Origin of the sequence: Janthinobacterium sp. UMAB-60 (genome assembly GCF_900095235.1) — a bacterium.
In the GTDB taxonomy this organism is placed as follows: domain Bacteria; phylum Pseudomonadota; class Gammaproteobacteria; order Burkholderiales; family Burkholderiaceae_D; genus Janthinobacterium.
In genome coordinates, this window is sequence record NZ_LT607489.1 from 187,962 (window position 1) to 203,579 (window position 15,618).

The 15,618-nt window shown below is 61.5% G+C and carries 16 protein-coding genes; 6 read left to right on the top strand and 10 right to left on the bottom strand.

From position 1 onward, the window contains the following. Window positions 1-110: 110 nt before the first annotated feature. Both K0F86_RS14780 and nhaR read right to left on the bottom strand, forming a co-directional pair. Window positions 111-1,445: an MFS transporter gene (locus K0F86_RS14780; protein WP_219135062.1), complete on the bottom strand. Its 1,335-nt coding sequence runs from the start codon at window positions 1,443-1,445 to the stop codon at window positions 111-113. A 124-nt stretch (window positions 1,446-1,569) separates the two neighbouring features. Beyond that, a complete protein-coding gene (gene nhaR / locus K0F86_RS14785; protein ID WP_219135063.1) occupies window positions 1,570-2,484 on the bottom strand; it encodes a transcriptional activator NhaR in 915 nt (304 codons plus the stop codon). Window positions 2,485-2,599: 115 nt separating this feature from the next. Here nhaR and K0F86_RS14790 point away from each other — a divergent pair, with 115 nt between their 5' ends. From K0F86_RS14790 to K0F86_RS14810, 5 genes are all read left to right on the top strand, one after another. After that, window positions 2,600-3,673, top strand: coding sequence for a DUF475 domain-containing protein (locus K0F86_RS14790; protein WP_219135064.1), 1,074 nt, complete (start codon window positions 2,600-2,602; stop codon window positions 3,671-3,673). A gap of 131 nt (window positions 3,674-3,804) precedes the next feature. Next, window positions 3,805-4,380, top strand: coding sequence for a TerD family protein (locus K0F86_RS14795; protein WP_071079413.1), 576 nt, complete (start codon window positions 3,805-3,807; stop codon window positions 4,378-4,380). A gap of 73 nt (window positions 4,381-4,453) precedes the next feature. Beyond that, window positions 4,454-5,161, top strand: a complete 708-nt coding sequence (locus K0F86_RS14800; protein WP_219135066.1) for a TIGR00266 family protein — start codon at window positions 4,454-4,456, stop codon at window positions 5,159-5,161. A gap of 38 nt (window positions 5,162-5,199) precedes the next feature. Further along, a complete protein-coding gene (locus K0F86_RS14805) occupies window positions 5,200-5,781 on the top strand; it encodes a TerD family protein (protein ID WP_219135067.1) in 582 nt (193 codons plus the stop codon). A gap of 93 nt (window positions 5,782-5,874) precedes the next feature. After that, window positions 5,875-6,093, top strand: a complete 219-nt coding sequence (locus K0F86_RS14810; RefSeq protein ID WP_034784905.1) for a hypothetical protein — start codon at window positions 5,875-5,877, stop codon at window positions 6,091-6,093. A gap of 78 nt (window positions 6,094-6,171) precedes the next feature. Here K0F86_RS14810 and K0F86_RS14815 read toward each other — a convergent pair whose 3' ends face one another. From K0F86_RS14815 to K0F86_RS14835, 5 genes are all read right to left on the bottom strand, one after another. Then, window positions 6,172-6,555, bottom strand: a complete 384-nt coding sequence (locus tag K0F86_RS14815) for a hypothetical protein (protein ID WP_219135068.1) — start codon at window positions 6,553-6,555, stop codon at window positions 6,172-6,174. A 265-nt stretch (window positions 6,556-6,820) separates the two neighbouring features. Beyond that, the gene (locus K0F86_RS14820) at window positions 6,821-8,473 is read right to left on the bottom strand and encodes a patatin-like phospholipase family protein (protein ID WP_219135069.1); all 1,653 of its coding nucleotides are present in this window, start codon (window positions 8,471-8,473) and stop codon (window positions 6,821-6,823) included. Between the two features lie 72 nt (window positions 8,474-8,545). Next, window positions 8,546-10,888: a CPBP family intramembrane glutamic endopeptidase gene (locus tag K0F86_RS14825; RefSeq protein WP_219135070.1), complete on the bottom strand. Its 2,343-nt coding sequence runs from the start codon at window positions 10,886-10,888 to the stop codon at window positions 8,546-8,548. Then, window positions 10,885-11,616, bottom strand: a complete 732-nt coding sequence (locus K0F86_RS14830) for an ABC transporter ATP-binding protein (protein WP_219135072.1) — start codon at window positions 11,614-11,616, stop codon at window positions 10,885-10,887. The genes K0F86_RS14825 and K0F86_RS14830 overlap by 4 nt, the downstream gene beginning before the upstream one ends. Before the next feature lie 63 nt (window positions 11,617-11,679). Beyond that, window positions 11,680-12,135, bottom strand: a complete 456-nt coding sequence (locus K0F86_RS14835; RefSeq protein ID WP_219135073.1) for a hypothetical protein — start codon at window positions 12,133-12,135, stop codon at window positions 11,680-11,682. Window positions 12,136-12,313: 178 nt separating this feature from the next. On the opposite strand from K0F86_RS14835, the gene K0F86_RS14840 reads away from it, so the two are divergent. After that, window positions 12,314-12,580: a hypothetical protein gene (locus tag K0F86_RS14840; protein WP_071079406.1), complete on the top strand. Its 267-nt coding sequence runs from the start codon at window positions 12,314-12,316 to the stop codon at window positions 12,578-12,580. A gap of 88 nt (window positions 12,581-12,668) precedes the next feature. Here K0F86_RS14840 and rpoH read toward each other — a convergent pair whose 3' ends face one another. The 3 genes from rpoH to K0F86_RS14855 form a co-directional block, all read right to left on the bottom strand. Next, complete coding sequence (rpoH, locus tag K0F86_RS14845; RefSeq protein WP_034748938.1) at window positions 12,669-13,562, bottom strand: RNA polymerase sigma factor RpoH; 894 nt, start codon at window positions 13,560-13,562, stop codon at window positions 12,669-12,671. Window positions 13,563-13,955: 393 nt separating this feature from the next. Beyond that, window positions 13,956-14,876, bottom strand: coding sequence for a permease-like cell division protein FtsX (gene ftsX, locus K0F86_RS14850; protein ID WP_219135076.1), 921 nt, complete (start codon window positions 14,874-14,876; stop codon window positions 13,956-13,958). Further along, window positions 14,873-15,616: a cell division ATP-binding protein FtsE gene (locus tag K0F86_RS14855; protein ID WP_219135077.1), complete on the bottom strand. Its 744-nt coding sequence runs from the start codon at window positions 15,614-15,616 to the stop codon at window positions 14,873-14,875. The genes ftsX and K0F86_RS14855 overlap by 4 nt, the downstream gene beginning before the upstream one ends. Window positions 15,617-15,618 lie beyond the last annotated feature (2 nt).

Consider the following 15,618-nt stretch of genomic DNA (forward strand, 5'->3'; position numbering starts at 1 on the left):
GTAAAAACGTCATCTTAAACGACGAAGGCCGGCATAGCCTAATTTAGCCGCGCACGCCGCCCGTGCAGGCGGGCGCGCGCGGCGTTTTTTTCACGCTTTATCAGCTGTTTTCAGCCCTTGGCCGCCGTTTGCGGCCCACCGCGCATGGCAAACACCATGACGGCCGAGACGATGGCGGGGATGGCGACGACGAGGAAAATCGTGCTGTTGGGCCAGTTCAGGCGGATCAGCTCGCCACCGAGCACGGGGCCGATGATGGAGCCGATGCGCCCGATGCCCAGGCTCCAGCCGATGCCCGTCGAGCGCAAGGTGGTCGGGTAGTAGCTGGCCGCCAGGGCGTTGACGGCCGGCTGGCCGCCCACCACGCAAAAGCCGGCGATGAAGATCGTGATGAACAGGAAGGCCAGCGACACGTCGGGACGGCCGATCAGGGCAATGGCGACGGCGGCGACCAAAAAGCATGGCAGCAGGATGCGGCGGAAGCTGGAACGGTCGATCAGCTGGCCCATGACGAGGGTGCCGATGGTGCCGCCCACTTGCAGGGCCGTGCCGGCAAGCACGGCGTTGGCCGTGGACAGGCCCGCTTCCTTGGCGATCGTCGGCAGCCAGTTCGACAGGAAATACAAGTTCAGCAAGTTCATGAAGTTGATGACCCACAACAAAATCGTCATCTTGGCGCGGCCGCCCGTAAACAATTGCAGCACGGGCGCGCCCTTGTGGGCCTTCTCATGCACGACATACTGGGTCTCGGCCGTGATCGTTACTGTCGGGTCGATGCGTTTGAGCCACTTGGCGACTTTATCCAGCTTGCGTTGCTTGAGCACCAGGAATTGCATCGATTCCGGCAGCAGGAAGAACATCAGCACGCCGATCACCAGCGGCACCACGCCGCCCACGTAAAACACGGATTGCCAGCCGAAGGCGGGAATCAGCGCGGCGGACAATAATCCGCCCAGCACGGCGCCCAGCGTAAAGCCGCACGAGACCAGCATCATCAGCGTGACTTTCTTGCGCAGGGGGCTGTATTCGCCGGCCAGCGCCATGGCGTTCGGCATCACGGCGCCCAGGCCCAGTCCGGTAATAAAACGGATCAGCTGCAATTGCTCGATGGTCGTCGCCAGCGGCGTGACCAGCATGCACAGCGAAAAGAAGATGGTCGAGCCGATCAGCACGGGACGGCGGCCGAACTTGTCGGCCGTGATGCTGAAGACGAGCGAGCCGACCAGCATGCCCAGCAAGCCCGCGCCAAACACGGGGCCCAGGTTAGCCTTGCTCACATGCCAGTCGGCAATGATGGCGGGTGCCACATAACCCATCGCCTGTACATCGAAGCCATCCATGATGACGCACAGCCCGCACAGGATCAGCATGCCGATCTGGAAGGAGCCGATCTTGTTGTTATTGATGAGATCGGGAATATCGATCGTCTTGCCTGCCGTGGACATGGTGCCGCTCCTGTTTTTTTATGGTGGTCGCGCCCTTCCGGCGAGGGACAGGCGCGTGTTTGTCTCAGGCTTCATTACAATCGCTTTTGATTGATTATTCAAACGTTATTTTCGAATGGATTTATCAGGTTTCCTTGTGAATCTTCGGGTGACTCTGGATGGCGGCCAGGATCACGTCCAGCGCCGGGTGCATGATCTTGCGCTCGTTCGAAATCACATAAAACTGTTCGCGCAGGGACGAGGCGTCGCCCACCAGCACGGCGCCGAATTGCTCCTCGATCTCGTCGGCCAGGCTGGCCGAAGCGAAGAACAGGCCCAGGCCCTTGCGGCCAAACGCGTTGAGCATGGCGTTGTCCTCGAATTCGCCGACCACGTCGGGGCGCACGCCCTGCTGCACCATCCATTCGTCGATGCGCCCGCGCAGCGCGTTATTGCGCGCGGGCAGTAAAAATGGCGCGCCGTGCAGGCTGTGCGGGAAATTGTCGCGGTATTGTTCCGCCAGCGCGGGGATGGCGAACAGCTTCATCGCGCTCTCTCCCCACAGGTGGCTGGAGACGCGCAAGCTGGCGCCGGCCGGCACGGCGCGGTCCGTCAGCACCAGGTCCAGCTTGTGCAGGGCCAGGTCGGCCAGCAGGGACTCGAATTCATCTTCCAGGCAGACGAGCTTGACGGGCTTGTTCAGGCTGCGCGTGGCGTCGAGCATGCGATACGCCATCAGTTTCGGCAGGGAATCGGAAATGCCCACCGTCAGGCGCATCTTTTCCGCGTCCGTGTCGGCCAGCGCTTCCTGCATCTGTTCACCCAGCAAAAAAATCTGGTCGGCATAGCCGAGCGCCAGCCGGCCCGCTTCCGTCGGCACCAAACGCCGTCCCTGCGGCTGCAGCAGCGACTTGCCCAGTTCCTTTTCCAGCAGGGCCAGCTGGGTGCTGATGGTTTGCACGGCCAGTCCCAGCCGCTCGGCCGCGCGCGTCACGCCGCCTTCCTTGGCGACCACCCAAAAGAAGTACAAATGGCGGTAATTGAAACCGGTCGTTTTCATCGCATGGTCCTATCTTCTGTTTTTACGAAGTAATGCTTCCATTATCTTCTATTTTTAAATGTGTCACATGTCCTTATACTACGTTCCATTGAATTTGGATAAAGGGGAACTATCGATGAAACATTTCAGAGTGTCATTTCTAGTGACATTTATCTGCCTGGGTATTTCCGCCTGGTGGGGTTACACGCACGGTGGCGTGTCGACCATGCTGTCGGCATTGGGCATAGCGGTGATTCTGAGCGTGATGGAAGTCTCGCTGTCGTTCGATAACGCGGTGGTCAACGCCTCGGTGCTGAAGAACTGGGACAAGTTCTGGCAGAACCTGTTCCTCGGCGTGGGCATCATCATCGCCGTGTTCGGCATGCGTCTGCTGTTCCCGCTGGTCATCGTGGCGCAAGCGGCGGACCTGGGCTTGCTGGAAGTATGGAATCTGGCCCTGAGCAATCCGGAACAGTATTCGATGCACCTGACGAATCACCACGCGGAAGTGGCGGCTTTCGGCGGCATTTTCCTGCTGCTGGTGTTCCTGAACTTCCTGCTGGACTCGGAGAAAGAAACGCACTGGCTGGGCCGTATTGAAGAAAAACTGGGCGCGCTGGGCAAGATCTCGTCGATTTCCGTGATGATCGCGCTGGGTACCCTGATGGCCAGCCTGTCGATGATCGACGAAGGCCAGAAACTGGTGGTCCTGACGGCCGGTCTGTGGGGTATTTTGACCTACGTGGGCGTCGATGTGATCAGCGGCTTGCTGGAAGGCGATAACGGCGACGGCAACATGGGCGACATCATCAAGCGCGGCGGTATCGGCGGCTTCCTGTACCTGGAAGTGCTCGATGCATCGTTCAGCTTTGACGGCGTGATCGGCGCGTTTGCCATCACCAAGGATGTCGTGATCATCATGCTGGGCCTGGCAATCGGCGCGATGTTTGTGCGTTCGATGACGGTGTTCCTGGTGCGCAAGGGCACGCTCGACGAGTTCGTTTATCTGGAGCACGGCGCGCACTATGCGATCGGTATCCTGGCCGTGATCATGTTGGTCAGCATGAAGTTCCACATTCCCGAGATCTTCACGGGTCTGATCGGCGTGGCCTTCATTCTCGCCTCGCTGTGGTCGTCGATCCGCCACAAGCGCAGGATGGCCCTCGAAGAAGGCCAGACGCAAGCGCTGGAGCCGGTCAAGGCAGTGTAAAGAATGCGCGACAAACGACTACACCCGTTTGTCGGCAAGTTGTAGCAAGCGTCGCCGCCGGCCTGGGGAGTCAGGCCGGTGGAGGGCGCCAGGTGTTTGGTCATACACAACCCACATAGGAGAAATACATCATGGCAATCAGTCTGCAAAAAGGCGGCAACGTCAACCTGAGCAAGGAAGCCCCCGGCATTTCGAAGATGATCATCGGCCTGGGCTGGGATGCCCGCGCCACCGACGGCGCCGCATTCGACATCGACGGTTCGATCTTCCTGCTGAAGGCCGACGGCAAGGTTCGCGCCGACGTCGACATGATTTTTTACAACAACCTGAAGTCGAGCGACGGTTCCGTCACCCACTCGGGCGACAACACCACCGGCGCCGGCGATGGCGATGATGAAACCGTCATCGTCGACCTGGCCACGGTGCCAGCCGAGATCGACAAGATCGCCGTCTGCGTCACGATTCACGATGCCGAAGCGCGCAAGCAAAACTTTGGTATGGTGTCGAAGGCCTACGTGCGTTGCGTGAACGCCAACGGCAACACGGAAATCGCCCGCTTCGACCTGTCGGAAGACGGTTCGGCGGAAACGGCGATGGTCTTCGGTGAAATCTACCGCAATGGCGCCGATTGGAAATTCAAGGCCATCGGCCAGGGTTACAAGGGCGGTTTAGGTCCTTTGGCTGCCTCGTTCGGCGTCGGCGTCTAAGTCGTCAATAGCAAAGGCGGTCCGCGGTGCGGGCCGCCGCCATCAGCATCATCGTCAAGGAAGGAACAGTTGAATGCCAGTTTTTACTATTACCGGGGATGTCGACCCGTTCCTGCATGTGTCGCTGGCCAAGGGCGAGAAGATTTATTGCGAATCCAACGCGATGGTGATGATGGAAACCAATCTTGAGCTGAAAGGCAAGATGACTGGCGGCATAGGCGCGGCGCTGATGCGCACCTTTGCCAACGGGGAATCGTTCTTTCAGCAGCATATCGAGGCCATGCGGGGCGACGGCGATTGTCTGCTGTCGCCGACCTTGCCCGGCGCGATGCGGGTGCTGGATGTGGGCAATGAGATTGGCGCCCAGCAATACATGATCAGCGACGGCGCCTTCGTGGCGGCCAGTGCTGGCGTGGAATTGAAGGTGCGCACGCAAAGCCTTGGCAATGCGCTGTTTGCCCAGAGCGGTGGGTTTTTCATCACCGAGACGGCAGGCAGCGGCCAGTTGGCGGTCTCCGGTTTTGGCGCGATGTCGATACTGGAAGTGACGCCTGGCAAGGACGTGGTGATCGATAACTCGCACGTCGTGTGCTGGGATAACCGCCTGCAATACGAAATTTCCATGACGACCGGCGGCAGCAGCGGCTTTCTGGGTAATCTGATTAATAGCCAGACCAGCGGCGAGGGCGTAGTGCTGAAATTTTCAGGCACGGGAAAAATCCTCGTGTGCTCGCGCAACCGCGCAGCCTTCCTCGCCTGGACGCAAAGCAAGCCGGCGTAAGAGCAGTTAATGCAACCAACCAAACAGGAGCAATGCGTATGTCTGTCAATTTGAGCAAAGGCCAGAAGATTTCTCTGGACAAAGAAGCTGGTACCACCCTGACCCGTATCACCATGGGCCTGGGCTGGGATGCGGCCAAGACCAAGGGTTTCCTCGGTTTCGGTTCGAAGACGGAAGCCGTCGACCTGGACGCCTCGTGCGTCATGTTCGATGAAAACAAGAGCACGTCCGACATCGTCTGGTTCCGCCAGCTGAAAAGCAAGGACGGCAGCATCGTTCACACGGGCGACAACCGTACGGGCGCGGGCGATGGCGACGACGAACAGATCAATGTCGATCTGTCGAAAGTGCCGGCGAACGTGAAAAGCCTGGTCTTCACCGTCAACAGCTTTACAGGCCAGAACTTCTCGCAGGTGGAAAACGCCTATTGCCGCATCTTGAATGCCAGCAATAACCAGGAAGTCGCGCGTTTCAACCTGTCTGTGCAAGGTACCCACACGGCACAGATCATGGCCAAGCTGTACCGCCATAACGGCGAATGGAAGATGCACGCCATCGGAGAAAACGGCAACGGTCGCACGTTTGACGACTTGATGCCGCAGATTGCCGTGCATCTATAAATTGTAGTTGTAAGGAGCAGTACGCAGCGGGCGGGGGACGGACCGGATACCGGCCCTTGTCCGCTGCTCTATTTTGAAGGAGAGTATGTCGTGATGCGATTGCTGATAGCCTTGCTACTTCCGTGTCTCACGTTTTTCATGCTGGGGCGCCCGCTGGCCGGTGCCGCCGCCTTGATCTTGCAGTGCACTGTGATCGGCTGGGCGCCGGCGGCCCTGTGGGCCCTGTACACGGTGAACCAGCATAAAACGGAGCAGGAACTGGAAGGTGCGTTAAGCCGCAGCTACATGCGCAGGCGTAGTCGGTTGATTTAAATCAACCGGGCGCCAGGAATCCTTGCGCTAAAGCCCGCACGAGCGATCATGCGGGCTTTTTTGTGCGCGTGCGAGGCGCTACTCATCGCTTTCGACGGGGCATATTGCCGCTTGTGCGGCCTCTTGCGAGGACGTTTCCGCTGCCGCCAGGAGGGTGTCGACGGTGCTGGCGTCAACGCGCTTCATGTCTTTCGACCACGATACGAGTAAGGCGAAAGACAGCAACAGGCTGATCACGCCGATGACAAGCGAAAGACCGATGCCCCATTGCGACCACTTTCGTTGTACCAGGTTGAAGTGTTCAACACTTTGCCATTTTCCATTTTTCCAGGCCATCTCACGGCCTTTGATGCCCAGCCAGATGGCAACCCCGATGCCAACGTAGGGGATCAGTGCGAGTAAGCCTATCCACGTGCGGTTGCCGATCGCCCATATCCCCAGTTCAGCAGGAAGGCGCCCCAACTCCAGCCAGCCACACCGGCAGGCAGTGCCTCGGCGGCGTCACTGCGCGCGCCACAGTTGGCGCAAAAGTGCGTCTTGCCTTCCGCTTGCTGCGTCCCGCATGCCGTGCAAAACATGGGCTATCCTTCACGATGAATGGAATGGTGGCCAGGCGGCTGCGGTGCATGGGTTTATTCACCGCAACAGCCGTACAGTGCATTCTTCTTCTTCGACGTCATGGCTGTCTTGATTACAATCAAGAGTTACCCTTGTCGTGACAGGCAGCTCACTTCTTGCAACGTATCGGCACGTTCACGGAATTGCCGTCCGAACTCAGGTTGCGGTACTGCAAGTCTTCGCTTTCGATGGCGAAGCGGGGCACGGCGTGCACGTAGCGCTGCTTGCAGACAGTGTCGTCATTGATCAGCTGGCCCGCCAGCATGTAGTCGCACAGGGCGAAGCGCGATTCCTCGTCGTCAAGGATCAGCACGCGCGCGGCGCTGTACAGCGCCGATTGCAGGACGTCCGGGCTGCAATTTTCCGGGCCCGTCAGCTTCAGATGGGTTTTCGTCTGCGTGGCCAGGCGCTGCAGCTTGACGAGGGCGGCGCGCTCTTCCTTGCGCGCGCCATCGATTTGCGCATCGCCGCTGGACAGGCGCAGCGCCAGCGAGGCGATCTGGTCGATGGAAATATGCCAGGCAAAGCCTTCCAGCCGCGTGCGGATCTGGCCCGGCAGGGGATCGGCCGCATCGACTTCGCAGCGGTACTGGCCCAGATGGGGCCGGCACAGCACGGGAATGGCAAAGGCCGACGTGCGCTTGCCCTTGACGAATTTCTGGCTCAGGTCGCCAAAGTTTTCATGCGTGATGGTATCGAAGCGGGCTTGCCCAAAGCCCATCTTGACGAGGTTTTCCTTGCGCTGGCGCGAAAACAGGGCGTCGACGGCATCGTAGATATTCTTGTTGAAGATGCGGTCCAGCGGCTGGCGCTCGTCCGACATCTTTTCGAACACGGCGCTGGAATTGGGCGCGTTGGCATCGATGGCAATGAGGATGAAGGGCTTGCTGTTCAGGCGCGGCGGCACGACGGCCATGTCGTTGCCGTACAGCTGAGTCAAGGCCACGTCCCACAGGGTTTCCACGCCCAGGTTGTCGGCCGCGCCGCCGTCGAACAGGTGCACGTAGGACGGCGATTCGCGCGATTCGGAACCGAGTTCCGGCACAAAACTGTTTTTCGGGCGGAAACGCTCGAAGGTGACGGAATCGAACACGCCGGGAAAGGCGGCCGAGGTGGCCACGGCCGTGGCCAGGCGGATATCCTGGATCGGCGAATGCAGGGTGTTATAAAAATACTCATAGGAAAACACCACGCGCTTGCCGCCATCGGTGGCGTCCGTCGCGTTGGCCAGGAAAATGGGGCCGTCGTGCGGCAAGTCCTGGTAGGTTTTTTTGTCGTACAGCACATCGTCCAGCACGTCGGACAGGAACGAGGTGCGCGTCTTATTCGTCAGCAACATCGTCGTCAGGTTGGCGGGTTTCAGAATGGTCTGGCCGAAGAAATCCGTTTTGAGTTTGCTGCGCAGCAAGGGCCAGTCCGTCTGCTTGCCATGCAGCGCATAGTAGCCGCCCGCGATGGCGCCGCCCGAGACGCCGGAGATGGCAGAGGCGCCGCTGACGAGACCGAACTCTTCCAGCTGCTCCAGCGAGGCGGCCGAGAAATTGGCGGCGCGGCTGCCACCGCCGGACAGGGCGATGCCGATGAAGTGGTCGCTGGGCATGGGATTCTGGATGCGCGCCTTGGGCGCGTCGATGCGCAGGCGCGGGGTTTCCTGCACGGCAAACGTACGGTTTTCGACGCCGCTGTTGGGGCGCAGGGCGAGTACCGTGCAGCCGCTCAGCAGTGCAACGAGGACAAAGGGTGCGAACAAGCGTGGATGCATGCGGGATCTGTGCGTAGTCAGGGGTTGGGATACGGACGGAAACGTGTGCGATTCTAACAAACTTGCCCATGCTCATGCATAGAGTTGCACCGCGAGGATGGCCGCGTTGTAGAGCGCGTGCGTGAGCATGGGCGCCAGCAGCGAACGGCTGCGTTCATAGGCGGCGCCCGCACACAGGCCCAGCACGAAGACGGGCAGCATGGAGACAGGCGGATGCACGATGGCAAAGATGGCCGCGCCGATGCCGATCGCCTGCCAGGCGGGCAGCGAGCGGCGCAGGCCGCCCTGGATCAGGCCACGGAAAATGAATTCCTCGCACAGAGGCGCGGCCAGCAGCATCAGTCCTGCCAGCCAGACTCCGTCCCAGCCCGCCCCGGCCGCCAGCGGCGCGCGCGCGGGTGACCAGCCGCAGGCTTGCACGATGGCCAGGTAGCCGATGCCGAAGAGGGCCGCCAGCAGCGCGGCTGCCGCGCCCCGACGCCACGCTTGCCGGCCCGGCCCGATGCGCGGCACGCCTGCCGTCTTGCTGCGCCAGTAGACGAGGCGCACCAGCACATACGTAAGCGCGCCGGCCGCGCCGAAGGCGATGGCCACATGCGCCAGCGTTGCACCGGCCGTATCCTTGAGCAGGATCAAGGCCAGTGTCTGCAGGATGAAAAACAACATGGCGGCGATCAAGCCGTCCGCCGCCGAGACCCTGGCCGGCGGCGAGGCGGCCGGATCGAGCAGGTACGGCAGCTCGTCGCGCGCCTTTTGCCACAGGGCCAGGGCCAGCGCACCCGTGAGCACGACAAACACCAGTTGCTGCGCCACGCCGCCGGCCGCCAGCGCGGCGAGGTACAAGCCGGTCAGCAGCAAATACAGGTACATATAGGTGGGGCGTATCTTCGCCGTCGCTTCGGTGGCCAGCGGATCGCTGGCAAACACGCCCAGCGCCACGGCGATCATCGAATACAGGGGAATGCCGGCCAGGGCCAGCAGCATCAGTCCCGCCATGTCCCAGCGCCATGCGGGCAGCCAGGCCAGCGCCGCACCAAACAGGATGAGCGGATACAGCAGGGCCAGCACGGCCCACAATTGCGCCTTTTGCCGCAGCGCCTGCTCAACGGAAACGGGAAACGTGTAGAGCAGCCACAGCGCGCCGCCTTCCTTGTTCAGGGTCTGGAAGGCCGACATCATCAGCACATAGCTGCCGAGGAAAAAGCCGGTCGATGCCAGCAGGGCGGGGCTGGCCAGCAGCGCGTGCAGGTCGCGCGCCTGGCCCGAAAAGAGCGCCTGGCCGCCGAGGATCAGCAGCGGCATCAGCAGCGTTTGCACCATGAAATTACGGTCGCGCATCAGCAGGGTCAATTCGCGGCGCTGGATCACCGTGCCGATGCGGGCGCGCCACCGGCCAGCGGGCAGCGCCGCCGGGGAACGCTTGCGGCTCGCTTCGCGCTGGCCCGCGCCCACCACGCCGTGGCGCAACTGGCGGCGCAGCATCGCCATGCCCAGCCACATCAACAGCAGCACTTGCGCCAGCAGCAGGCCGGCCGGCAGCAGCGCGGCCGCCGGGCTGGCGGCATTGAGCACGCGCACCAGCAGGCCGGGCGGCGTCCAGCTGCTCCAGGCGGGCATGGCCGCGGCCCAGCCATGGGCAAAGCCGCCCGCGCCCATGCCGAAGGACATGCCCATATACATGGGAAACACCCCGGCCACCGACAGCAGCGCCTGCAGGTTGCCCAGTCGGGCCGGACTGAGCGACAGGCGCAAGCCCGTATCGACCAGGGTGCGCAGCATGGCGGCCAGGGCCAGCAGGAGCAGGCTGGCCGCCAGCCCGGACAGCGGAGAAAGCCAGCCCTGGCCCGAATACCAGGCGATCATGGTGGTGCTGGGCCACAAGGCCAGCAGGCCGGCCGGATTGACGACCGTGCGTTCGAGCACGCGCGCCCACAGCAGCGTGGCTTTGTCGACCGGCAAGGTGACCAGCCATTCCAGGTCCCAGTCCGGTTTCGACAGCTCGCCCATGCCTAGTGGCAACAACACGCTGACCAGCCACAGCAGCATCAATTGCAGGGCCAGGCCGCCTGCCAGCGCCGTACTGAACGGGTGCCCGATCAATTCGGCGATGACGGGCGCCAGCAGGCGTTCTCCCGCCTGCATGCTGCCTTGCGCCTGGCAGGCCGCCACCTGGTCGAGCAGGCAGTGCATGTTGAGTACGCCATGGCGCGCGATAGTGCCGAAGGAAAACAACATGGGCAGGAACAGCAGCAAGCCCAGCAGCCAGCGGCCCCGTTTCTTGCCCGGCGTGGCGGGGCGGCCCTGCCGGGTCTTCTTGAAGGCCAGTCCGCGGCCGCTGACGTTGAGCAGGCGTTGCAGACGCAAGCGGGTCAGCAGCCAGATGGCGCGCCAGGCGGTGAGCGGCGCCGGCGTCATGCGGCGGCCGTTTCATCGGTAAGCTGCAGGAAGAGTTCTTCCAGGCTGCCGTCGCTGGACAGCTGCCGGCGAATCTCGTCCAGGCTGCCCGTGGCCGCCAGCGCGCCGCGGTGGATGATGGCCACGCGGCTGCACAGCTTTTGCGCCATGTCGAGCAAATGCGTGGAAACGAAGATGGTGGTGCCGGCGGCGGCGATGCGCAGCAGCCGTTCCTGTACTTCGCGCGAGGCGCGCGGGTCCAGGCCGTTGATCGGTTCATCGAGGACCAGCACGGCCGGATCGTGGATCAGCGCGCAGGCCAGGCCCAGTTTTTTCTTCATGCCCAGCGAGTAATTGACGGCGAAATCCTCGCCCGCTTCGTCCAGGCCGAATTCCGTCAACAGACGCGCGGCGCGGTCGGCCGCTTCCGCGCGCGAATAGCCATGCATTTCGGCGACGAATTGCAGGATTTCGCGGCCCCGCAAATAATCGTAAAAGATCGGGGTGTCGGGCAGGTAGCCCACTTTGCGCTTGACGGCGGCGCCATCACGGTGGCAATCGAGGCCATCGACCAGCACGCGGCCGCTGCTGGGAACCAGGATGCCCATCAGCATGCGGATGGTGGTGGTCTTGCCAGCGCCATTCGGCCCCAGGAAGCCGAAGACTTCCCCCTTCCCCACCTGCAAGGTGAGCGGGTGGACGGCGTCGAAGGTGCCGTAGCGTTTGGACAAACCCTGGAATGCGATCATCGTGTGCCCTGCAAGAATGTAAACAATGGCAAGATGATAGCGTGCTGCCCGGGTCTCGTCGATTTATTGGCGTTCCAGCGGGCCCTGCGTAATCTTGACCTTGACCCGGTAGGCGGGCGCGGCCGCGTTGAGGGCGGGTGGCGTGGCCGGGTCGACGTCGAGCAGGGTGAATGTCAGGTGGTTGACGCTGACGGAACTGGCGGCGCCGGGCATGGACTCGGACAGGACGATGTCGGTGGCGCCTGCGCTGTTGAGCAAACTGAAACTGTAGCTGACGTAGCCTTTCCACACGCACACGGCGCCCTTGCGGCAGCGGCTGTCGTTGACACGCTCCAGTTTCAGGGTATCGGTGGCCGTGATGGCGACCTGTTCGCCCGGCGACAGCACGTGGGTGACGCTGCGCGGCGTGTTTTCCGCGTCGCCGGCGCTGCCGGCCGCGCCGCAGCCAGCCAGCACGGCCAGGCAGGCGATGAGCAGGGGCAACAGCAGGGTACGATAAGAGTGGTTCAGAGTAGACATGTTTTTCCTTTCAGGTAGAACGTCCCGGGCGTGCTTGTTCGTGCGTGGGATAAAATGATGGTAACAAAATGATATTTTCTCGGCGCACTATTGGCGCGCTGCCGATGAATTGATGCGCCGGTCACGCGGCGCGCCGATTACTGCGTAGAATGGCTGTTTTGAAAATCAGGAAACAACCATGAAAAAAACTGCCCTGGCGAAAAGCGATGCCAAGAAACTGATGGGAAAGATGAATGTTCCCGGCGCCGGTGCATTCGGTAAGGAAGCGGTGGTCGTCGACCGCCGCGAGCAGCGCAAGCGCGATCAGGCGCTGGGCCTGGTGCCATTCGCCGTCAAGCTGAACAGCGATCTGGTGTTGCAATTGCAGACCCTGGCCAAGGAGCGCGATGCGGATCTGAATGAATTGGTCGCCGAGCTGATCACCAAGGGTTTGGCTGCAGCATAAGGGCTGACAATGTTTATCTGTTGATAAATATCACTGTAAAACTAAAAGGCGCCTTGCGGCGCCTTTTGCATTGCGGCATTGTTTTCGATTACACCCAGGCGGCCAGCGCGCCCTTCATTTTTTTCAGCGCCGCCACTTCGATCTGGCGGATGCGTTCGGCCGATACGCCGAACTCTTCTGCCAAAGCGTGCAGGGTGGCGCCGGAACCGTCGTCGTTGGCCAGCCAGCGCGCTTCGATGATGCGGCGCGAACGGGCGTCCAGCTTGCTCAAGGCCGTTTCCAGGCCTTCCGATTGCAGGCGCGTCACTTGTTCCGCTTCCAGCACCTTGGTCGGTTCGCTTTGCTCGGACGACAGGTAGGCGATCGGCGAAAACTTGTCGTCTTCATCATCGGTCGGCGATTCCAGTGCAATGTCGCGGCCGCTCAAACGCGTTTCCATTTCGATCACTTCTTCGCGTTTCACGTCGAGCAGCTTGGCCAGCGCATCGATCTGCTTCGGCGTCATTGCATCGAGGCCCGTCTTGTGGCTGCGCAGGTTGAAGAACAGCTTGCGCTGTGCCTTCGTCGTCGCGACTTTGACCAGGCGCCAGTTTTTCAGGATGTACTCATGCATCTCGGCTTTCACCCAGTGCATGGCGTACGACACCAGGCGCACGCCCTGGTCCGGATCGAAGCGTTTCACGGCTTTCATCAAGCCGATATTGCCTTCCTGAATCAGATCGGCATGCGGCAAGCCATAGCCCAGGTAGCCGCGGGCAATCGAGACCACCAGGCGCAGGTGCGACAGCACCAGTTCTTGCGCGGCGGCCAGGTCATTTTTTTCACGCAGGCGTTTCGCCAGCGAAATTTCTTCATCGTGGGTCAACATGGGCAGGCGGTTCACGGCCGAGATATAGGCGTCGATATTGCCCAGATTGCCAGTGAATCCGAGGCCCAGCGCATTACTTTTGGTCGGAACCAATGCGGATGTAGCGGACATCATAGTCATGTTTTCTCCCTCGTAGTCTTGCTTTGTTCCAGTTGGCCATGTCACGCGACGTGGCCCGATTGTCTGTTCGTTTTGCGTATGCGGTCTTGCACTTGCAGATCGCGGCACCATCTTCATCTGGCGTCCATGGCGGTTCTGCTGTTGGTATGTCCCTATATTAGCACTCTCTGCTTGAGAGTGCCAATCAGCACATTTAATCGTCCTGATAGCCTAAATACTATGATGATTTAATGCTTGATATATATCGATATAGCGCTTCACGACAACGTAGCCAGTCTACGGCCTCTGGCTGAAGCGAGCCTTAAGAATACTTGCTAAATATCAAGATAACAGCATTGTGGGGACGCATGGCGGCGCCTGGGGCGCCGCCATGGGAGGCAGGCAAGGTCAGTTCAGGCGCGCCAGGTGGCGCTGTACGCAGAGGAAGGCGCCGATCAGGCCCAGGCCGGCGCTGACGGCCAGCAAGCCGGCCATCGGCAGCGGCGCCAGCGGCACCAGCTGGAATTCGGACGCATACAGGCGGGCAAACTCGGCAATCGCGGTATTGAGCGGCTGCAAGGCCAGCGCCACGGCACCCAGGGCCAGCGCACCCGCGCACAGGCCCAGCAGGGCGCCCGTGTAATAGAAGGGGCGGTGGATGAAGGTGTCGGTGGCGCCGATCAGTTTCGAGATGCTGATTTCATCGCGCTGCTGCATCACCTGCAGGCGGATGGTATTGAAGACCACGGCGATGACGGCCACGCCCAGGGTGATGGCCAGCAGCAGCAGCACCAGGCGCAGCACGCCCAGCAGGGCCGCCAGGCGCTTGACCCAGGCCGAATCGACTTGCGCCGATTCCACGCCTGGCAGGTGGCGCAGCTGCTCCGCCACCGCATCGACATCCTGCGCTTCGCTGGCGCTGCTGAAGGCGTCGAGTTTCAGCACATAGCTGTCGGGCAGGGGATTGTCGCCCAGGGTACTGAGCACGTCGGCCAGGCCGTTCTTGTTTTTCAGGGTGTCGAGCGCCTGTTCGCGCGGAATGAAGACGATCTTCGCCTTTTGCGCGCCGACGATGTTGCGCATGGCGCTCGCCAGGGCCACGGCTTGCTCGCGCGGCGTGTCGATCTTCAGGAAGACGCTGATTTCCGGGTCGACCGACATCTGTTCCGACATGGGGCGCACATTGTCGAGCATGGTCAAGCCGGCGAACGGCAGCGACAGGGCGATGGCGACGACGAGCACGTTCAGTAAAAAGCCGCCGGGCGACTTGCGTAAATGAATCAGCGCCGAGCCCAGCGCGAAGCGGTGTTGACGGAACCAGCCTCTCATGCCTGTTCTCCCTGCGCGTCGTCCGGGTCGGGGGCGGGCGCAAAATCGGGGTCGGGCGGCGCGAAGACGGGCGCCTGCGTGGCCTTGTCGATGGCGACCAGCTGGCCGTTCTTCAGGTGGATCACGCGGGCGGCGGCGTCGAGCATCTGTTCGTCATGGCTGGAAATGAGGCAGGTCACGCCCACCGAATGGAATGCTTTGAGGGCATCGAGCACCTTGTTGGCGCTGGCGCGGTCCAGGTTGGCCGTCGGTTCGTCGGCCAGGATGATCTGCGGCCGGTTGACGATGGCGCGCGCGATCGACACGCGCTGCTGTTCGCCGCCCGACAGCGACAGCGGACGCGCCATGGCGCGGTCCAGCAGACCGACTTTGTCGAGGGCGGCGCGCGCGCGCTGCTCCGCCGCAACTTTATGCGCGCCGACGACGAGCAGCGGCAGCATGACGTTGGCCAGGATGGAGCGGTCGTTCAGTAATTTTTGCTGCTGGAAGATCAGGCCCATGTTACGGCGCAAAAACGGCACGCCGGCCGGCTTGATCTTTGCCATGTCCTGCCCATTGACGATCAGCTTGCCCGAGCTGGGGCGTTCCATGGCGGCGATCATTTTCAGCAGGGTGGACTTGCCGGCGCCGGACGGGCCGGCCAGAAAGACCAGCTCGCCTTTGGCAATGCTCAGCGAAATGTCGCTGAGGGCCACGGCATCGGAGGAGTATTGCTTGGAGACGTGCTGAAATTCAATCATGT